We start from the raw sequence: 20658 nt of genomic DNA on the forward strand, positions 1-20658 counted from the left end.
CGCGTGTGATCAGGACATTCCCGTACAGGGCGCCGCGCACGACGTGCGCTGCTCGCTCGATCGTGAATTGGGGGTTGGGGTGATCCGGATCGACATGATGAAGCAGGCACACCACCCGCAGCGCACAGCAACGGAGCGCGGGCCGTAAGATCGATTCCAGCGCACTTGTCCGGGCTGGCCCAGACGGTGAAAGCTATTTTCCGCCCGGAGTAGCCCACCCTATCGCTGTCGTCGACGGTGTCTAAGTGAACGTCTGGAGTTGGGCCGACTGCTGCCCGATACCGATGCGCGTCGCCAATGCGCGCACGGATTCGATACCGCGGTGATCGCTTGGGTAGCGTCGGTACATAGCGAGGCGATCGGACCCGGCGCGTTAACGCAATTAGTCCGGCGGCGCATCGGCGGATGGCAGTGCCCGATTCGAGACTCAGTGCCCACGACCCGCGCCAGACATCGTACGGCAACCCGCTGAGAACCCCGAGCCGGTCGGGATGAAGCATCCCGCCATCGTACGGGTCGGTTATCGCGGGTGCCGTCTGTCCGGTTTGAGCCAGTGGGCGATGAACGAGACGGTTAATGAACATTCGGCGGCGCGATCACATGACCGTGGGAGCCCAATTCACCGTGTAGCCCCGTTTACATGCGTTGCCGTCACGCAAACGTCTCGCCTGCGTGTCCGGAAAGAGAAAACGCACTCACGCACCCGTGGTTTGCACGGCAGCCGTTCGGTCGGTGCCGCCGTCGATGGGCGCACGCTGCTGCGAGATGTCCTGCCAATGCGATTCGCGAGAAACGCCCACTGCAATCAGCGCGGGAATCGCCATCAGGATCGCATACCCCGCGACGAACACGGCCGAGCCGGTCAAGCTGACCAGCATCGTGCCGACGATCGGCGCGATCGATCCGCCCAGCACGGACGCCAGCTGATAGCTCGTCGATAGCGCCGTATAGCGCACGCGCGTCGGAAACAGTTCGGCCATGTACGCGGCCATCGGTCCGAGGATGATGCCGTGACACGTGAGACACGCGATGAGCGCGAGCTGCAGATGCGCAAAGTCGCTACCCGGCGAGAGCGTGAACAGCGTGCATCCCGCGACAGCCGCGCTCAGCAGGTCGACGATCAGCACCGGCTTGCGTCCGATGCGATCCGACACGTAAGCGGCCACGAGTATCACCGCCACTTCGATCGCCGACGCCCACATCAGCGCGGACAACGCCTGCGGACGGCTGAAGTGCAGATAGCCCGTCGCGAGTCCGAGCACGAACGTCGAGAACAGATACAGGAACGTGTTTTCCGCCGCCTTCACGAAGAAAGCCTTGCCCATCTGCCGCCAGTTGCCCTTGCATGCTTCGCGCAGCGACGCGCGCTCGACCGTCTTGTGCGCAGCCGCGAGTTCGGCGAATGCAGCGCCGCGTCCAGAAACCGACGATCACGAGCAGCGCGGAGATAAAGAACGGAATGCGCCACGCCCATTCGACGAACGCCGAATCGCCATACATCTTCTGCACGATGCCGATCACCAGTGCAGTCAGCACATTGGCGAGAGGCCCGGCGAACATCGTGAAGCTGGTCCAGAAGCCGCGTTGCGTACCCGGCATCGACTCGGCGATCATCAGGATCGCGCCCGTCGCTTCGCCGCCCACGGCGATGCCTTGCAGAATGCGTAGCAGCACGAGCAGCAGCGGCGCGGCGAGTCCGATCGATGCGTAAGTGGGCAGCAGTCCCACGCAGAACGTGCTGAGACCCATCATCAGCAGGCTGACGACGAGCGTCTTGCGTCGTCCGATGCGGTCGCCGATCATGCCGAACACGATGCCGCCGAGCGGCCGCGCGATGAAGCCCACCGCGAAAGTCGCGAGCGACAGCAACGTCGCAGCAAGCGGATTGCCCACGACGAAGAACTGCTTGTCGAACACCAGCACCGCACACGCGGCGAACACGAAAAAGTCGTACCACTCGAGCGTGGTGCCGATGGTGCAGGCGAACATCAGGTTGGCACGTTTTCTCATCGCGCTGTGTCTCCGGTTTTGTATCAGGTGTGAATTGGCGGGGCTGCGCTCTTCGTGCCGGCCTCTTTGTGCCCGCGCGGGCGCCTAGAGTTCGATCACCAGCCGCTCGCCGCCGCAGGCGCGCGAACAGCAGGTCATCATGCGGTCGTTCGCTTCGCGCTCGCCGCGCGTGAGCACCATGTCGCGATGATCGACGCGGCCCTTCAGCACGCGCACTTCGCACGACCCGCACAGGCCTTCGCGGCAATCGCTCTGCACGTCGATGTTCGCGTGCTGCAAGGCGTCAAGCACGGTTTGATCCGCGCGTACCGTCAGCACGAGGCCCGAGTCCTTCAGTTCGACTTCGAACGCCTCTTCTTTCGATGGATCGAGCACGCCCTTCGTCGACGCGAAATGCTCCACGCGCAACGCGTCGCCGGGCCAGTGCGCGCAGCTCGCTTCGAGCGCCTCCAGCATGCGCGCCGGGCCGCACGCGTAGATGTGCGTGTCCGCGTCGGCTTGTGCGAAGCGCGCCGCGAAGTCGTTGCGCGTGCCCTCCTCCGACACGTACACATGCAGCCGCTCGCCATGCAATGCGGCAAGCTCGCCGACGAGCGCCATCGATGCGCGCCGCGCGCCGCTGTAGTGAATCTCATAGTCGATGCCGCGCGCCTTCGCCTCGCGCGCCATCGCGCTGACAGGCGTAATGCCGATGCCGCCCGCGATGAACACGGCCTTCTTCGCATCGCCTGTGAAGCGGAAATGGTTGCGCGGGCCGCGAATACGGAGCACGTCGCCCGCCTTCACGTTCGCATGGACCCACGACGAGCCGCCGCGGCTTTCCGGTTCGCGCAGCACGGCGATTTCGAACGCAGCGCGCTCGTTCGGATCGCCGCACAGCGAATACTGGCGCGACAGGCCCGTCTCGCCGCACACCACATCGATATGCGAGCCGGGCGTCCAGCGCGGCAGCGGCCGTCCATCGGCGGAAACGAGGCGGATGTGCGCGATACGATCGGCGCACGCCGACACGCGCTCGACCTTCACCGCGCGGCTCACCGCATGCGACGACGGCTCACCGATGCGCACCGCCGCGCGCGGTTCGAGCACCGACGCATCGTTTCGCTCGGGATTGAGCGCCGGGTTCCACTCGACATGCAGATGCTCGGCCCGCGAAACGACGTGTTCGGCACATACGTGAAGCGCTGCTCGGCGAGCTTCATATGCGGCAGACGGCGCGTGAGCTCTTCCAGGAAAATCTGCATCTCCATGCGCGCGAGGTTCTTGCCCATGCACTGATGCGAGCCGTAGCCGAACGTCAGCTGATCGCTGGCGTTTTCGCGGCGGATGTCGAACAGATCCGCGTCGGCGAAACGCGCTTCGTGGTGATTCGCCGACGACGTGACGATCAGCAGCTTTGAGCCCGCCGGAATGTCGATGCCGCCGATTACGACGTCCTTCGTCGCGAGCCGCCGCCACGCCGCCACCGATCCGTTATGGCGCAGGCATTCCTCGACCGCGTTCGGAGTGAGGTCCGGTTCTTCGCAGATGTCGCGCCACGCTTGCGGATGCTGCAGCAGCAGCTTGGCTATTTTTTGCCCATCCCCCGAAAACTGAAAAACCTCCTCAAACGCTTGCCGGCAAAGGCACGCCGGGAATGCATAGTGGCGAAATTCGCCGACCAAACTATGTTGCAGACAGGGAATCGCGTTCCTGCAAGGCACGCTGCAAATCCCTGCTGCGTTCGCTAGCCGGACCGGGCGACTCCTCCAGCAATCGATGGAGCAAGACTTTCAGGTCAGAGACGTAGGCAGGTGCCCACGGCTGAGCGGATGCAATTGCCCGAATCAGGGCACGGTACTCTCCGTACTGGTCGGAGGTGATCGCCGCGACAACTTTCGCGGCGAATTCCATCGGTCCGACGTCTGCGTCGACGCTTACCCTGACCAGATCGGAGCAGGCCTCGTCGAAAACGCAGCTGACTTCCCTTCCCTCTTCGGTCGTACGCTCAAAGATTGTTCCGGCCAGCGTGAAGAGCTGCCACATCAGAGCTGGCGCAAGATCGGGCGCCGCCCCGGAAACATTCGAGGCAATGGTGACCCGCATGGCGTCGAGTTCGTCGGCCAGTCCGTCCACCTGCTCCGCGTCGAGAAATGACGTTTGCGCGCCGAACTCACTGATCCACTGGCGAACGGCATCCGCAACGTTTTCGCCTTTTTGTGCGGACAGCTCGAATTGCAACCGACGACGCATGCACGGGTTCGTCATGGCCGCCTCGGCCAGCAGCGTCGCCAGGCGTTCTGGTCCGACAGCCGCCAGCGCTTTGGCATCGATCGGATTCTCCTCGTTCGACATTGCTCCTCCTGCAGAATGAAAGCCGCTGAGGCCACGGTTACTGTGAAATGGTGGATCGCCCGGTTGTGCTACGTTCGGCAAGGCAACTCAAGGCCCGCCCCCAGCCCGCAAGCTCACGCTCAGGCAAAGCGAAACCCTGATTCCCACTTGCGCGCGTTCAAGAATATAAACTCATGTCCGCCTCGCACCGCCTCTCGATCCTCACACGTGCCGAAATCGACGAACTGTATGCGTTGCCGCACTTTACTGACGAAGACCGGCACACGTACTTCGAGCTCGGCAACGCCGAACAGCAGCTCGTCCGGGCGCGCACACTTTCGGTCGCGGTCCACCTCATCCTGCAACTCGGGTACTTCAAGGCCAGATTCCAGTTCTTCCACTATGATCCACCGGCCGTCGCAGATGATCTGCGCTACATCCTCGCGCGGCACTTCCCCGACGAAGCGCCTCCCGCCGTAACGGTTCCTTCGGCACCCACGCGCCGAGCACTACAGCGCAGTATCCTTGATCTGTTCGGCTTTCAGCTATGCGAGGGTGCCACGAAAGCGGACCTCGAAAAGCGGGCACAGCGCCTCGCGAGGCTTTCCACACAGCCCGCCTTCATCCTGCACGAATGCCTGCAGTATCTGAAGCACGAACGTGTCGTCGCGCCCACCTACTCATTCCTGCAGGACATGGTTGGCCGTGCGGTCGCTGCGGAGCGCCAGCGCGTCTCGGCGCTGCTCGAACGCGAGCTCACCAGGTCAATCGCGCAGCAGCTCGATGCGATGCTCGAGGTCGACGACTCGATCTATCAGGTGACGCTCCTCAAGCGCGAACCAAAGGACTTCAGCTACAAGGAACTGCAGCAGGAATCCGAACGCAGAGCGTTCTTCGCACCGCTGTACGCATTCGCCCAGCGGTTTCTCGACGCCACCGGCATCTCCGCGGACAGCATCCGCTACTATGCCTCGCTCGTCACCTTCTACACCGTCTACAAGCTGCGTCGCATGGACCCCGGCGTCGCGCGCCTGTACCTGCTGTGCTTCACCTGTCACCGCTTTCGCCAGGTCAACGACCGCCTGATCGAGGCCTTCATCCGTCTCGTCAACGACTACGAGCAGACTGCGCGGCAGGCTGCTGGCGAGGCGGCGCAAAACGCGCTCACCGAAGCGGGCACCCACCTGAAAGTCGCGGGTGAGGTCCTTTGCCTGTTCGTCGACGGCTCGATTCCATACCATGCCTCCTTTGCCAGCGTGCGTCAGAGAGCTTTCGCTCTGCTCGCGCCCGAACGCATCGAGATCGTTTCACGATACATGTGCAACGTCACCTTCGATAAGGCCAGCTTCGAGTGGTCAAGCTATACGGCGCTCTCACACGCGTTCAAACGCAATCTGCGGCATTTGTTCGCCGAACTGGCCGTGGCTGGCCGCGTCGAAGACACGCCGTTGCTCGAAGCCGTCGCCTTTCTGCAGGAGTGCCTGCGCAGCGGCACACCACTTCGACAGTGCAATCCATCGTCCTTTCCCACGGCGTTCATCCCGAAGACACTCAAGCCCCATCTCTATCACCGCGGATCCGGCAAGGTGAAGCGGCTCGATGTGGATCGTTTTGAGTTTCTCGTCTACCGGCTGGTGCGCAACGCATTCGAGGCAGGCGACGTCTTCTGCCACGACAGCAACGAGTTTCGCCGTTTCGAAGACGACCTGATCAGTGAAGCGCGATGGCGGCACAAGGACGCCATGCTCAAGGAACTCAACCTGCCTGTCCTCCTCGCGCCCATCGAGGATACGCTTGCCAGGCTTCACGATGACATCGAGCGCCTCCTTGAACATGTCAACCATCACATCGACGAAGGCGATGATCCCTACATCAGGGTTCGGCACCAGGGCGGCAAGCCTCGCCTGAACCTGGTCTATCCGGAGCCCGATGAGAACGTCAATCACGCATTCTATGGCCAGATCCCCAGCATCGACATCGCGCGGCTGCTCTGGTTCGTAGCCGGTCGCACCAGCTTTCTCAAGGCATTCACGCATGTGCTCGACCGGTACGTCAAACACGAGGCCGATGCACGCGAACTCCTCGCCTGCATCATCGCGATGGGCACCAACATGGGGCTGCGCAAAATGGCCGAAATCTCGGGCCTCAGTTACGCCGCGCTCGTGAGCTGCGCGCGCAACTATCTTCGCGTCGAAACCGCCCATGCGGCCAACGACGCGATCAGCAACGCAACCGCCGGGCTGCCCGCTTTCCACCTCTTCAACATCGGCGACCAGATCCATTCAAGCAGCGATGGTCAGCGCTTCGAGACCCAGTTCGACACCTTTCAGGCACGCCATTCACCCAAGTACTTCGGCCTCGACAAAGGCATCAGCGCCAACACCGCCGTCGCCAACCATGTACCGTTCAATCTGACCGTCTTCGGCGCTCACGAACACGAGAGCCATTACGTGTTCGATCTGCTCTACAACAACACCTCCGACATCCGCCCGCAGCTGCATTCCACCGACACGCACGGCACCAACCAGGTGAACTACTGGACCCTGTATGCCTTCGGCTATCAGTTCGCGCCGCGCTATCGCGACTTCCACAAGAAACTCGGCGGCCTCGTTGGCCGTCATGCCCCCGGCAACTATGGCAAGTGGCTCGTCAAACCCTCGCGTAAATCCAATGACGAGCTGATCATCCGCGAATGGCCCGCCGTGCAGCACATCATGGCCTCGCTCGGGCAGAAGCAGGTCTCGCAGGCCACCATTGTGCGCAAGCTCTCGAGCTACAAACGCCAGAACCAGACGAAAAAGGCGCTCTGGGAACTCGACAACCTCTGCCGTACGCGCCACATCCTCCGCTTCATCAACGATGTCGATCTGCGCCAATCAGTGCAGAGAGCCCTGAACCGTGGCGAGGCGTACCACCGGCTGCGCCGCGCGGTCGCCTTTGTCAACGGCGGCAAGCTGCGCGTGCATACCGAGGCCGAGCAGCAATTGTGGAACGAGTGCGCCCGTCTGATCGCGAACGCCATCATTCACTACAACACGGCCTTGCTCTCACGCGTCCACGAGCACAAGCGGGCCGCGGGAGACAAGGCCGCGATGGCATTCATCGCAGGCATGTCACCAGTCGCCTGGCGACACGTCAACCTGTTCGGCGCGATGGATTTCGGCGCCGCGACCGCGCCAGTCGACATCGACGCGCTCGCCTCGTATTACGCCGACCCTGAGTACTGGGCCCGCATGCTGCAGGCGGCAGCCGAAGAGGAGGATGAGGAACGCTGACCTCCGGCTTTCAGGACGCCCATTCCGCCATTCATCTGGCCCGGGAAGCCTTGTCTGCGAGGGTTTAAAGGAGATTTTCAGTTTTCGGGGGTTGGGCGAAAATAGCCAACAATCGACTTTATCTCGGTAGAGTGTGAGGAAAAGTCCGTGATCGCCTTTATCGCGTCTCAGATCAAGGAGGCAATGCCGATACCAAAAGCCTGCCGTTGCTTCAGGCGCAGGTGCGACCACTGTGTTACCGAGGCAATAGTGGCATTCCGTTTTTCGGGAGCGAGCCCCGTCATTAGATCGTCTCCGGGGGAGGCTCGACGCATTCTTGAGCGCCGAGGTTCGCCCAGCTGAACGATGGTTGAGCGCACGTAGCAAACTTTTGCGTCTTCCGTTGATGCGAAGAAAGCCGAGCCTTTGCCCGTTACCGCAGCGAAGGGCGGAGGCCGCAGGCAGTCGAGCGCGATCAAAGCCACCATCTAAGAAGCGCCCTACTCTTCTCCTAGCTAGATGACGCGGCTCAATCGGAGGATATCGGGCAATCCAAAATCACAAACGTCCGGTTGAACAAGACCTCGCGCAACCGCGACCTTAACCGCAAGTTCGTACGCAATCGATCGTTCACGCAGGAGAGCGCTCAGCCCCTGTGCGAGTATTTCTCTATCTGCCGCAGTCAACGATTCAGATTGAAATGGGTTTGTTCTAGACATCTGCAACTCCTCATTTTCAACTCGATCGCTCGGGATATCCGCGCTGAACACCCGAAGACGATTACGTTCAACCTCGCGCAGTTCCATTTTGGGCACTCCCGATGTCACAAATCGCTTTAACCTCAGTTTTCTTCTTCCAGCCAGCAAGTATCATGCTGCGCGAGCATCGCGCTCGCCGCCGCCGGCCCCCACGTGCCTGCCGCATAAGGCTTCGGCTTGCCCGACGCGGCCCACTCGTTGAGGATCGGCTCGACCCACTTCCATGCCGCTTCCTGTTCGTCGCGACGCACGAAGAGCGCGAGACGCCCGTGGATCACGTCGAGCAGCAGACGCTGATACGCCTCCATCTGTCCTTCCTTGAAGAACTGGTCGAAGGCGAGGTCGAGGTGGACGCTCGACAGGTTCATCCCTTCGCCAGGCTTCTTCGCGAGGCAATAGAGGCGGATCGTTTCGTTCGGCTGCAGGCGGATCACGAGGCGATTCGCGCCCGGCCGCAGCGCCGACGAACCGAGCGCCGAATGCGGCACGGCGCGGAAGTTCACGACGATCTCCGCGACGCGATCGGCCAGCCGCTTGCCCGTGCGCAGGAAGAACGGCACGCCCGCCCAGCGCCAGTTTTCGATCTCGACCTTCAGCGCGACAAAGGTTTCTGTCGCGCTGTCCGTCTTCACGCCGGGCTCCGTCGCGTACGCGGGCACCGACGTGCCGCGAATCACGCCCGCGTGATACTGACCGCGCACGGCGACCTTGCTGATGTCGCGCGGATCGATCTGTTTCAGCGCGCGCAGCACGCGCAGCTTTTCGTCGCGGACGGAGTCGGAGTCCATCGAATGCGGCGGTTCCATCGCGACGATCGAAAGCAGTTGCAGCAAATGGTTCTGCACCATGTCGCGCAACGCGCCCGTGTTGTCGTAGAAGTCGCCGCGCGCCTCGACGCCGAGTTCTTCCGCAATCGTGATCTGGATGCTCTCGACCCACTCGCGGCGCCACAGCGGCTCGAACAGCGCATTGCCGAAGCGCAGCGCCAGCAGGTTCTGCACGGGCTCTTTGCCGAGGTAGTGGTCGATACGGTAGATCTGCTCTTCGGCGAAGATCTCGCCGACGGCGTCGTTGATCGCATTCGACGAGCGCAGGTCATAGCCGAGCGGTTTTTCGAGCACGATGCGCGCGTTCTCGTTCAGATCGACGGATGCAAGCGCGCGGCAGATCGGCACGAACAGCGACGGGCCCGTCGCCAGATAGAACACGCGCGTGCCTGGCAGGTCTTGCATCGCGTCGCGCAGCTTGACGAAGTCTTCTGCCTTGCCGAGATCGAGCTTCACGTACTCGATGCGATCGACAAAGCTCGACCACGCGTTTTCATCGACGCCGCTCTTCGCAACGTGCGCCTTGACGTGCTCGTTGACCCACCGCAGATAGCCGTCACGGTCTTCTTCATGACGCGCGACGGCCACGATCTTGCCGCTTGCCGCGAGCATGCCCGCACGGTGCGCTTCATACAGAGCCGGGAGGATCTTGCGCATGGACAGATCGCCAGTTCCCCCGAAAAGAACGAAGGTGAAGCTCGAAGTAGGTTGAAATTCCATAATTCCGGCTCGTGTACGGCGATGCAATGTGAGGAACTCATGCGCTAACCACGCTCTCTCGGTTTCCCGAAAATGCACCACTCTTAGTCATAACCTAAAACCGCCGCGGACGCGACATCTGGGCGCTCATCAATTTTCCCGACCAGTGATATGGTTGGCTCTCTCAAGGCGCACCTGTAGAGAGAACGATGCTTGTCTCCGCGCTCAAAGAAAGAGGCATTCAACCAGCCTTCGCGTGATCGATCATTCGACAATGTCGTCAGAGGCACACGTTTCATCTCAACACACTCCCGGGAAGAGGTTTCCTCGATCACGAATTGAACCCAGCGGCACGGATCTTCAATTGTTCAGTCGCCAGCATCTTTGCCACAGGCGACTGCGGCGTGTTCTGCGAAAGAACGCGATCCAGCCGGATAACAGCCTCCATGTAGGTCCGGGCAGATACCGTCGCGATCTGTCCGTCGTACGCTACTAACATCTGCTCCAACGCTCTAATGTGTGACTCCGGCAGATGCCAGACACCGGTACGTTCGGCTCCTGCGACCGCTTGATTTAGCGCATCCTCCGCAGCCTGGTACACTGCCAGGTCAATCTCTCCAATACCGGCTTTCCACATGTAGAAAGACAGGTAAGTCAACCGGGTCAGTTCGTTGAGCATGTGGCGATTCCCGTCTCGCGCCTTGCACGCTTCCAACGCCAGATGCGCGTTGAGAGACAGGCTGCGGACGGACTCGTGCGGTAGCGGTAGCAAGGTCTGAGTCGACCACCGCACACGACGGGACGCTTTTGTGCGCGGTCTACGACTTGATACCGGCATTGGCGGCCTCTTCAAGATGCGATACGCGGTCGAAAGCACGGCACGCTGAACCAATGATCGATATAAAGTCGGCGGACGACAGAGAGGCGCCGCCTATCAGTCCTCCGTCGATGTCCGCACAACTCAGCAATTCAAGCGCGTTGTTGGGTTTGATGCTGCCGCCATAAAGGATGCGGGCCTCTTCCATAGCCGTGCCGTGCTCGCGTAAGCAGGCACGCAGAGCAGCATGGACCGCCTGCGCATCCGCGGCTGACGCACTCCGGCCGGTACCGATCGCCCATACCGGTTCGTAGGCGATGACAATACGGTCGGGACTCTCGGGGCCTACGAATGCAAGAACATCAGACAGCTGGTTGCGAACTGTGGGCTCTGCCAGACCAGAATCTCGCTCCTGCAACGTCTCACCTACGCAGATAACGGGGATGAGGCCCGCCGAGATTGAACCGCCCCGGGTTTTCCGGAGACTCCACTTCTTGAGAAAATGGAGCTATGGAAAACACGAAGAAGAAGTCCCCAAGGTACTCGCCGGAAGTTCGTGAGCGGGCTGTGCGAATGGTGCTGGAACATCAGGGCGAGCGCGAATCGCAATGGAAGGTGATTGCGTCGATCGCAGCGAAGTTCGGCTGCTCGGGCGAGACGCTGCGTAGCTGGGTGCGCAAGGAAGAGCGGGATCGGGGTTTGCGCCCGGGCACGAGCACGCAGGAGCAGGATCGGATCAAGGAACTGGAGCGGGAAGTCTGGTGCCGCCGCGGGCCCGGCGCGACAGGATGCTCAAGGATGAGATCCGACGCGTATGGGAAGAAAACTTCCAGGTCTACGGCACAGACAAGGTCTGGAAGCAATTGAGGCGGGAAGGCATCGTCGTGGCGCGCTGCACGGTCGAACGGCTGATGAAGCTGATGGGCCTGCGTGGCGTGGTGCGGGGCAAAACGGTACACACGACAGTGAGCGATGGTTCGACGCCGTGCCCGAAGGATCTCGTGAACCGGCAATTCACGGCCGAACGGCCCAATGCGCTGTGGGTGTCAGATTTTACCTATGTATCGAGCTGGCAGGGCTTCGTCTATGTCGCGTTCATCATCGACGTGTTCGCCCGACGCATTGTCGGCTGGCGTGTGTCGAACTCGGCGCGCACAGACTTCGTTCTGGACGCGCTGGAGCAGGCCTTGTACGCACGACAGCCGGCGCAGCAGGACGGACTGATCCATCACAGCGACCGCGGTGCCCAATATGTATCGATCCGCTATACGGACCGGTTGGTCGACGCTGGCATCGAGCCGTCAGTGGGCAGCGTGGGCGACTCCTACGATAACGCTCTGGCTGAAACGATCAACGGCTTGTACAAGGCAGAGGTCATCCATCGCCTCGGACCGTGGCGCAATCTGCAGGCCGTTGAAATGGCGACCCTCGAATGGGTGGACTGGTTCAACAATCGTCGGCTCTTCGGCCCCATCGGCAACATTCCACCTGCCGAGGCAGAAGCCGCTTATTATGCAAATCTCGCTGGGTCTGCCAACGTGGAATGACTCAAGCAAAACAGTCTCCGGGAAAGCCGGGGCGGTTCAGATAGCTTGCCGTGCTTTGGCGCCAATAAGTTCCGAAGTCTCTCTGTGATAGGCGCGCCTTTCCGAGTGCCCGACAATGACATAACGTGCGCCAAACTCCGCGAGCATCGCAGCGGATACCTCTCCGGTGAACGCGCCGCTTGAGTATGCAGAGACGTCCTGTGCGCCCCATGCCACGGCAGTGCCCAACAATGCATCCCTGGCTTGAGAGAGATACGGTGCCGGCACACACACGCCGACCTCAATCGGAACATCGATCTGGCTCGCGCATTGCCGGATGGCCTTGAGCAGTTGCCCGTTCGCACCGATCGAACCATGCATCTTCCAGTTTCCCAGCACAAGTTCGCGTCGCATTCTCGATACCTCAGTCACTCGTTACGTTTCACAATTGGTGCGAACGGGAAGCAGGTTCCGCGGATTCGTGGTAACGTACGTTCCGTTCGTCAAGAACACGTTCTCGGGGCGGGGTGCAATTCCCCACCGGCGGTAATCGTCTTTCACAGACGTAGCCCGCGAGCGCTCTGTGTCGACATTGCTGCGATAACAGAGGTCAGCAGACCCGGTTGGATTCCGGGGCCGACGGTATAGTCCGGATGAAAGAGAACAGGACAGCCAGCATTCCCATGCGTGCGGGAGACGGCTGTTCTTCGCCCTGTTCACACAAAACAGGCTGAAATCCATGAACAAATCTCTCTCAATCGAAGCACAAGCGGCATTCGCCTCCGGCAGCAATCGCACCCGGATCGCCTTTATCCAGGCATGCTGGCACCGCGATATCGTGGACCAGTGCAAGCACTCTTTCCTGAACGTCATCAAGGAATTCGGTTACGGCGCCGACGACATCGACCTGTACGAAGTGCCGGGCGCGTTCGAGATTCCCCTCCACGCGAAACGACTCGCACAGAGCGGTCGGTACGCGGGCATCGTTGCAGCGGGACTCGTTGTCGATGGAGGCATCTATCGTCAGGAGTTCGTCGCTCAGGCGGTCGTTTCAGGCTTGATGCAGGTCCAGCTTGAAACAGATACGCCCGTGTTTTCTGCCGTTCTGACGCCGCACCACTTCCATCACGGTGAAGAACACATCAAGTTCTTCACCGATCATTTTGTTGTGAAGGGCGCAGAAGTGGCGCGGGCTTGCGGCGACACGGTACGTAAGCTCTCCCTGCTACAGGCCGCCTGAAGCTGCAAACCGACGGCGGTGCAAGGTCGCGGGCAACGTTGCTCGCGACCATACGCACCGGACCTTCAGGACATGAACATCCCACCGTCCACATTGACGGTCTGCCCCGTGATGTAGGCCGCGTCATCCGACGCGAGGAATGCGACAAGACTCGCGACATCCTTGTCGCTGCCGGCGCGCTTCATGGGAATGTTTTCGACCCACTCGGCCATGAGCTCCCCGGGCTTGTAATCACCCAGCAGCTTGCCCCATGCTTCGTCGTTGTACGACCACATATCGGTCGTGATGATTCCTGGGCAAAACGCATTCACCGTGATGCCCGTCGGCGCTAACTCTTTCGCCAGACTCTGCGTGATCCCCAGGACGCCAAACTTGCTCGCTGCATAGTGGGGCGTGTAGACAAAGCCTTGCCGGGCCTGTCCCGATGCCGTATTGATCAGACGGCCAGCCTTTCCCGCACGCAGCATCCGCTTCGCAGCTTCCTGGCAGCAAAGGAAAACGCCTTTGGTGTTGACCGCAAGGACCTTGTCCCATTCCTGTTCAGTCAGGTCTTCGAGCTTTGCGATTGTGATGACGCCGGCATTCTGCACGGAAACATCCACTTCACCCAGCTTGGCCGCAACCTCCTCGTACAGCGCGACAACCTGTTCTTTGTTGGTGACATCTGTTTCGATGGCGATGGCGTCGAAGCCTGAATCACGCAGCTGCGCCGCTGCGTCATGCACTGCCTTCTCGTTCGCGGAGACACATACTTTTGCGCCTTCTTCGCCAAAACGCCTCGCGATACCCAACCCAATGCCACGGCTACCGCCGGTTACCACCACTACCTTGTTTTCAAAACGCTGCTGGAACGCCATCTTTCACTCTCCATTAGACACGGACCTTAGAGCCGTCCGATCCATTGCAACCATTGTTCGTGGTTCTTTGCAGCCGCTTCGACGCCTGGTCCTGGCTCTACACGTCGCGACACAACCTGTGTTTCGCGATATGCGTCTAGCGAGCTAATCGACCCAAGCTGCAACACAGCGAGCGCTGCCGCGCCAGCGGCCGAGATCTCGCTGAGCGTGAGCGTACTGACCGGCCGGTTCAACGTGTCGGCAAGGTATTGAAGAAGGAACGGCCGCTGCACCAGCCCACCGTCGAGGAAGAGTTCACGCAGCGGCACATTGGCCGCGCCTTCCATGACCGAGATCACGTCCTTGATCTGGTAAACGATCGACTCATACGCTGCTCGCGCGACGTTTTGCCACGATGTCGAGAAGTTCAGACCCACGATCTGTGCGCCGCCGGGATACTTCCAGTGCGGGCAGCCGATTCCCGAAAACGCGGGAATCAGAAAGACGCCACCGTTGTCGTATTCAGTGAAGGCTTGCTCTGCTTCTGCAAAGTCCTTGATGATTCGCAGCTTCTCCTTGAGGAACGAAGGCGTCGAGCCGGCACTGATAACGATGCCTTCGAGTGCATAGTCCACGCGCTCCTCAGTGGCAAAGCAAAGGGTCGACACCAGGCCGTGGGCGGCGGGCAAGGGCTTGCTACCCACGTTCATCATGATCGACGAGCCAGTGCCCATCGTCGCCTTGGCAACACCGGGACTCAGACACCCTTCGCCGACAGCAGCCGCATGAGAGTCACCGATCATCGACACGATCGGGACTGGCTGATCGAAAATGCCATCGAAATCGCTTGCGCCGAAATCAGATGCCGACGGACGCAGTTCGGGTAGTTGCAGCCCCTGCAAACCGAAATCGGCAAGCAGTTCGTGATCCCACTCCAGCTTTGCAAGATTGAACAGCATCGTCCGGGACGCGTTCGTATAGTCGGTACGGTATGCTGTGCCCCTGGTCAATCGGTGCAGCAACCAGCTGTCGACCGTACCGAAGTGCGCCGTGCCCGCCTTAATATGCGATCGCACGCGCTCATCGTTTTCGTTCAACCAGATGAGCTTCGTGCCGGAGAAGTATGGGTCGATCAGCAGACCCGTCTTTTCGGCAATGGTAGGTGCCTTACCTTCCTGCCTGAGCCAATCACATATCGCAAGCGAACGTTGACATTGCCAGGACACTGCGGGAACGATGGGGCGACCTTCCGCATCCCAAAGCACGACCGTCTCACGCTGGTTCGAGATCCCGACACCAGCGATGTCCTTGCGGTCACCCTTGAACTCTCCAAGGCATATGGATACAGCTTGCAGTACCGACTCGTAGATCAGATCCGGATCCTGTTCGACGAATCCCGTACGCGGATGGGTACACGGCACAGCTACAAAGCCACGAGCATGCACCTGTCCTTCGGAGTCGAAAACGAGCGCCTTGGTACCGCTTGTGCCTTGGTCAATCGCCAGAACGTATTGCATGTCACTTTCCTAAGACAGTTCGGACCCTGACACTCAGGCGGTGAGCGAAACCATGCGGGTTTGCAGGCGCTGTTGCAACTGGTCGACGACGACGGCGAAGATGATGACGAGACCCTTGATGACCATCTGCCAGAAATCGCTGATGCCGCACATCACCATGCCATCGCCTAGAATACTGATCACGCAGGCGCCAACGACCGAACCGAAGACCGTACCGCGGCCCCCCATCAATGCCGTACCGCCCAACACGACCGCGGCAATCGCGTTCAACTCGAACGTCTGGCCCGTCAGCGGGTGCGCTGTCTGCAACTGGGCGGTGATAACGAGTCCGACGATCGCCGCACAAAACCCCGAGAACATGTACACGAACAGCTCTTGCCGGTCCGCGGTGTCGAAGCCCTCTGCAAAAGCACCATGGATCGCGGCTAGCGTTTGCCGGGCGGCGCCCACGTTGGCCTCGCGCTGGCACAATCGAGCTAGACTCGACGCCGTACGCAACTCGAGCGACCGGGCGCCTTGCTGGCGGGCGATCGCGATAGCGTCCCGGAAACATGCCTGCGCTGCTTCGTGGTCTGCGAGGTAGCGGGATTGCGCGCCTGACCGCTGCTGGAGCAGTTCACCCCTGAGTCGGTGCAATTCGGCTACATAGTAACGTTCGCCTTTGCGATCAGCCACGTTTAGCGCTTCGCCCAGCTTCTCCAGCCCCGTTTCTGCCTGCCCCGCGTTCCCGCAGGCCTGGGCGAGTAGTGCCAGCTGATAGGGCCGCGCCAACTCGGCACCCGTCGCCCGATAGGCAATCAGGCCCTCGCGCATTTGGGCAATGCCCTCTTCCGCGCGGCCTTGTTGGGCCAACGCCCACCCACGCAGAATCGTCGCCCATGCCAGCCAAAGCGGAAACCCCTGCTCAGTTGACAGCGTGATGGCCGCTTCGGCGTACTCGAGCGTCCGTTCAGTTTCACGTCGGCACTGGTGCAGCCCAGCGGCCAAAGTCAGGCCGAGCGCCAGGCTGTAGGGGTGATGAGACAGCTCCGGGCGAGCGCGAGCGCCTCGTGCATTCGCCTGCGCGCCTGATCCGGATAGCCCAGGAACCATAATGCCCGGCCAGAAGCAATCAGCCCATGCACCAACGGGTCCTGCCCCAGGAGAAACGCGTCGGCGCAGTGGTTCTCAAGGTCGAAGCAGGCAACGCCCTGGTCCAGATGGGTTCGCGCGGGGCCAAGCTCACCGAGATAGAACGATGACGTTCCCAGTACGATATGCGACTGTCCCAGCAGGCCCGGGTCGTTCGCGCTCTCGGCCAGAGCGAGCAGTCTTTCACCCAGTTCGTATGCCATCCTGTGTTCTGCGCGCAGCGAAAAGAACGTTCGCAGTCCCAACTTCGCCAGGAAAAACTGCCGGGTTTCGCCGCCCTGTTCGCACAAGGCGAGCGCGCGCGTATAGGTCGCCTCAACCTCGGGGGAGGCATAGCCTTTCGTCGCGAGCAACGCGGGAGCCAGCGTGATGCGTAAAGCAAGTTCCTGGCGCGCGCGCTCGTGCGTGTCGGGCGTACGTTTGAGCAGCTCCAGCGCGGCGCCCAGATGCTGGATCGCTTCCGGGTGAGCCGAGCGCTCGAGGGCCTGGCGCCCCGTGCAGTGCAGGTACTCCACCGCTTTGGCGATGTTGCCGCTCAAGCTATAGTGGTGGGCCAGCTCGCTGCAGTGGTCTTTCAGCTGTCGTCGAAAGAGCATCTCGATAGCTCGTGCCGTTCGCTCGTGAAGCGCGCTGCGCTGTTCTGCGAGCATCGCCTGGCCCGCGACTTCCTGCGTCAGCGCGTGCTTGAACGCGTACTCGATCTCCGGGATAGCGGGCTGCTCGTAGATGAAATCGCTTGCCTGCAGTCCTGCCAGCAGGTGACGCAGGTGGTCTTCCGGTTGCCCGGCGACCTGCCGTACGAGGCTCCAGGGAAATTCCTTGCCAATCACAGCCAGTGTCTGCAGAAGTGCCTTCTGCGCCGGCGCGAGCCGGTCCATGCGAGCCGCGAGCACGCCCTTCACCGTGGCCGGATTGCGCAGCTCGCTCAAGGGCCACAGGGATGTATGGGGCGACATTCACATGAGCGACATCCCAGCGTCTCCGTGCGCGTTCTTGTGGGGCGAGCGGCACGTCGGCCGCGCGCGAATCTGAAGCGCGCGCCGATGGCGCAGCGGTGATGGCAAGCGCCGATGAGACTGATCTCGAGATCGAGATCACGCCTATCCGCTCGCCGAAGCGAATCGCGCACCCGACAATCTGCGCAACGGCCGCGCGCCGGGCGCAACGGTGTTGAAGGTGCGGTGACGACTCACAGCACCGCGATCCGCTCCCGGAAACGCTCGGTACCCGCGACGATCTTGTCCAGCACCGCATCGAGCGCCCAGAACCGTTCGCGCACGTCATAGTCGATCACGCGGCAGCGGATCGAATCGAACGTGCCGATGCGCTGGTGATACATCTTCGCGAGCGCCGGGTAGCCGAGCGCTTCGGACACAGCCGCGACGACGAGAAAGGTCGACAGCTCTCCGGCCAGCACCGCATCTTCCTCACTGCGGCTGCGCAGCCATTGATAAAGATCCGGGTGAAAGTTTGTGAACACGCCGTTGAAACCCGCCGACCCCGCTTTCATCGCATCCCACGCAATCGCCGCATTCGCGTTCAGGATTTTCAGCGGCGAGCCTTGCGCCAGCGCGACGCGGCGCTTCACGATCACGAGATCACAACTGACGTCCTTGAGCATCACGAAGCGACCGGTGTCGATGCAGGCCTTCAGTTCATCGTCAGTGAGCAGACGCCGATACGGCGCGGGACACTCGTACAGCCCGAGCGGAATGTCTGACGGCAGTTTCGACAGCAACCGATTCAGATTGGCGAGAAACGTCCCTGAACCTTCACGCTTTGGGTCCAGGTGATTCGTCACCAGCACGATGCCCTGCGCGCCCGATTCCGCCGCGACGCACAGCTCTTCGACCTGCGCATTGAGATCGTCGCTGATATGGCCGGATGCGACGACAGGTACACGCCCCGCCACTTTCTCGACGACGAAGCGCGCCAGCGCCCCGCGTTCGGCGAGACTCAGGAACTGCATTTCGCTCGATTGCGCGACGGCGAACAGCGCGTCCGAGCCTTTCTCCAGATACCACTCGATCAAGCGCTCGAGGCCCGCGTAGTCGATCGAGCCATCGTCATGGAACGGCGTCAGCATCACGGGAACAATGCCCTCGATCGGGCCGGCCTTTTTCGTTTTATCGATCATCGGGTTCTCCTTGAATACGCAGATCGGCACGGCACAGGACCGCTCGCTTCAGCATCCGTCATACGGGAAGCTGAGCGGGCACGCTCGACGTGTCGTGCTCGGGAATGGGTTTCTTGACCAGCAGCAGATAGGCCATCGCGCCGACGAAGGCAATGCACGCCGCCGTCAGCAACGCGGGGACGAACGATGTCGCTTGCGCGATGAAGCCCGTCACGATCGGGGCCAGCGCGCCGCCCAGAAAGCCGCCGAAATTCTGCATCGCGCCCAGCGATGCGACACGGCTGGGCGGTGCAGCCGCCGTCGCCAGTGCCCACGATGCCGCGGACGCGGCATTCGCCAGAAAGATCACAACCGATATGCACGCAATCGCGATCGTATTGCTCTGAACGAGCGCGGCTGGAATCGTGAACGCGACCATGCCGAGCATCGCGATCACGACGGCGTTGCGACGGCTTACAACGGGCGAATCGCTGCGTTTCGTGATCAGATCCGAGAACCAGCCCGCGAGCAACGCGCCGATGAAGCCGCACAGGAATGGCACCGACGCTGCGATGCCCGTGCGCGCGAGGCTCATGTGACGCTCCATTGTCAGATACCCGGGCAGCCACGTCAGGTAGACCCAGTTCAGATACACGGAACCGAAGAAGCCGATGAGCATGCCCCAGGTCGTCCCGTAAGAAAACAGCGCGCGCCATTCGGCGAACGTGAGCTTCGGTGCGGGTCCCGTCACCTGTTCGGCGTCGGCTTCGAGGTAGTCGCATTCTTCGCGGGTCAACGCCTTCCTGTCCGGATCGCGGTAGAGCGCGAACCAGACGACAGCCACCACAAGCCCGAGCGCACCCGTGACGATGAACGCCCAGCGCCAGTTGAACGCCACGATCAACACAGACAGACACAGCGGCGCGAACGCGCTGCCGAGCGGCGACGCCGAGTTGAAGATGCCTGTTGGCGTGCCGCGCGACTTCAGCGGAAACCAGTTGCTCACGACGCGTGCCGCCGACGGAAACTGCGGTGCCTCGCCGATACCCAGCACGATCCGCGCGAGCACGAAGAAGCCGAATGTCGACACGAGGCCGCCCGCGATCTGCGCGAACGACCAGATGATCAGCCCAGCGCCGAGCAGGCGGCGCGGCCCGATCCGGTCGACGAGCCCGCCCACGGGCAACTGGCACAGCGCATAGCTCCACGAGAACGCCGACAGCAGCAAGCCCATCTGCCCCAGCGACAGGCCCAGATCCTCGCGGATCAACTGATTCGCGACCGCCAGCGTGCCACGGTCCAGATAGTTGACGATGCCGCTGACCAACAGCAGTGCGAGTGCGATGGTCTGTGCGCGTCGTATGCGCGGCGGCGCGGTCAGGCATTCAGAGGTTGTTTCCACGTTTGCTGTCTCCGTCAGTTGTATTGGATGCGGGCTGTTTTTTCACTGCGTGTTCAATGGGTCTTGCTCGATGTGCCTTGATCAATGCCTCTTGCTCAATGACAGTCACTCACGGGCGTTGTTAAAGGCGCCTTGTTCAATGCGCTTTCCGCGCTATGGAGTCTTCAATGCGTCTCCGGCACGCTCGACTCGCGCACGTGTGCGGCCATCCG

Annotated in this window: 14 protein-coding genes, 3 pseudogenes and 1 riboswitch; of the genes and pseudogenes, 3 read left to right on the forward strand and 14 right to left on the reverse strand. The window is 61.3% G+C overall.

Annotation, left to right across the window (positions count from 1 at the left end; all coding sequences use genetic code 11):
- Positions 1-695 precede the first annotated feature (695 nt).
- The 3 genes and pseudogenes from GCT13_RS50995 to GCT13_RS34960 all read right to left on the reverse strand — a co-directional run bounded on the left by GCT13_RS50995 (position 696) and on the right by GCT13_RS34960 (position 4344).
- Positions 696-2010, reverse strand: a pseudogene (locus tag GCT13_RS50995) (MFS transporter).
- Between the two features lie 84 nt (positions 2011-2094).
- Positions 2095-3575: pseudogene (locus tag GCT13_RS34955) on the reverse strand (cytochrome P450/oxidoreductase); the annotation flags it as partial.
- A gap of 100 nt (positions 3576-3675) precedes the next feature.
- Positions 3676-4344: a DUF6880 family protein gene (locus GCT13_RS34960; protein ID WP_152766188.1), complete on the reverse strand. Its 669-nt coding sequence runs from the start codon at positions 4342-4344 to the stop codon at positions 3676-3678.
- A gap of 173 nt (positions 4345-4517) precedes the next feature.
- On the opposite strand from GCT13_RS34960, the gene GCT13_RS34965 reads away from it, so the two are divergent.
- On the forward strand, positions 4518-7598 hold the full coding sequence (locus tag GCT13_RS34965) for a Tn3 family transposase (protein WP_152766190.1): 3081 nt from the start codon (positions 4518-4520) through the stop codon (positions 7596-7598).
- A 494-nt stretch (positions 7599-8092) separates the two neighbouring features.
- On the opposite strand, the gene GCT13_RS34970 is transcribed toward GCT13_RS34965, so the two are convergent.
- The 4 genes from GCT13_RS34970 to GCT13_RS34985 all read right to left on the reverse strand — a co-directional run bounded on the left by GCT13_RS34970 (position 8093) and on the right by GCT13_RS34985 (position 11138).
- Complete coding sequence (locus tag GCT13_RS34970; protein ID WP_227747172.1) at positions 8093-8383, reverse strand: hypothetical protein; 291 nt, start codon at positions 8381-8383, stop codon at positions 8093-8095.
- Positions 8384-8418: 35 nt separating this feature from the next.
- Positions 8419-9882: a glucose-6-phosphate dehydrogenase gene (gene zwf, locus GCT13_RS34975; protein WP_152766192.1), complete on the reverse strand. Its 1464-nt coding sequence runs from the start codon at positions 9880-9882 to the stop codon at positions 8419-8421.
- 310 nt (positions 9883-10192) lie between these two features.
- Complete coding sequence (locus GCT13_RS34980; RefSeq protein WP_152766194.1) at positions 10193-10540, reverse strand: hypothetical protein; 348 nt, start codon at positions 10538-10540, stop codon at positions 10193-10195.
- A 139-nt stretch (positions 10541-10679) separates the two neighbouring features.
- The gene (locus tag GCT13_RS34985; RefSeq protein ID WP_321574823.1) at positions 10680-11138 is read right to left on the reverse strand and encodes a triose-phosphate isomerase family protein; all 459 of its coding nucleotides are present in this window, start codon (positions 11136-11138) and stop codon (positions 10680-10682) included.
- 50 nt (positions 11139-11188) lie between these two features.
- On the opposite strand from GCT13_RS34985, the pseudogene GCT13_RS34990 reads away from it, so the two are divergent.
- Positions 11189-12225: pseudogene (locus GCT13_RS34990) on the forward strand (IS3 family transposase).
- A gap of 36 nt (positions 12226-12261) precedes the next feature.
- On the opposite strand, the gene GCT13_RS34995 reads toward GCT13_RS34990, so the two are convergent.
- Positions 12262-12618, reverse strand: coding sequence for a triose-phosphate isomerase family protein (locus GCT13_RS34995; RefSeq protein ID WP_152766198.1), 357 nt, complete (start codon positions 12616-12618; stop codon positions 12262-12264).
- Positions 12619-12713: 95 nt separating this feature from the next.
- A riboswitch (FMN riboswitch) is annotated at positions 12714-12873 on the forward strand.
- A gap of 70 nt (positions 12874-12943) precedes the next feature.
- Between GCT13_RS34995 and GCT13_RS35000 the strand changes: the two genes are divergently transcribed.
- Complete coding sequence (locus GCT13_RS35000; RefSeq protein ID WP_152766200.1) at positions 12944-13444, forward strand: 6,7-dimethyl-8-ribityllumazine synthase; 501 nt, start codon at positions 12944-12946, stop codon at positions 13442-13444.
- 65 nt (positions 13445-13509) lie between these two features.
- On the opposite strand, the gene GCT13_RS35005 is transcribed toward GCT13_RS35000, so the two are convergent.
- The 6 genes from GCT13_RS35005 to GCT13_RS35030 form a co-directional block, all read right to left on the reverse strand.
- The gene (locus GCT13_RS35005) at positions 13510-14301 is read right to left on the reverse strand and encodes a glucose 1-dehydrogenase (protein ID WP_152766202.1); all 792 of its coding nucleotides are present in this window, start codon (positions 14299-14301) and stop codon (positions 13510-13512) included.
- Between the two features lie 26 nt (positions 14302-14327).
- On the reverse strand, positions 14328-15797 hold the full coding sequence (locus tag GCT13_RS35010) for an FGGY-family carbohydrate kinase (RefSeq protein WP_152766204.1): 1470 nt from the start codon (positions 15795-15797) through the stop codon (positions 14328-14330).
- A 33-nt stretch (positions 15798-15830) separates the two neighbouring features.
- Entirely contained in the window at positions 15831-16784 is a 954-nt protein-coding gene (locus GCT13_RS49795) for an ABC transporter permease (RefSeq protein ID WP_227747173.1), read from the reverse strand.
- 2 nt (positions 16785-16786) lie between these two features.
- Entirely contained in the window at positions 16787-17857 is a 1071-nt protein-coding gene (locus GCT13_RS35020) for an ATP-binding protein (RefSeq protein WP_152766206.1), read from the reverse strand.
- Positions 17858-18117: 260 nt separating this feature from the next.
- Positions 18118-19065: a dihydrodipicolinate synthase family protein gene (locus tag GCT13_RS35025; protein WP_152766208.1), complete on the reverse strand. Its 948-nt coding sequence runs from the start codon at positions 19063-19065 to the stop codon at positions 18118-18120.
- A 58-nt stretch (positions 19066-19123) separates the two neighbouring features.
- Positions 19124-20446, reverse strand: a complete 1323-nt coding sequence (locus GCT13_RS35030; RefSeq protein WP_321574821.1) for an MFS transporter — start codon at positions 20444-20446, stop codon at positions 19124-19126.
- Positions 20447-20658 lie beyond the last annotated feature (212 nt).

It is taken from the genome of Paraburkholderia franconis (genome assembly GCF_009362735.1).
Lineage (GTDB): Bacteria > Pseudomonadota > Gammaproteobacteria > Burkholderiales > Burkholderiaceae > Paraburkholderia > Paraburkholderia franconis.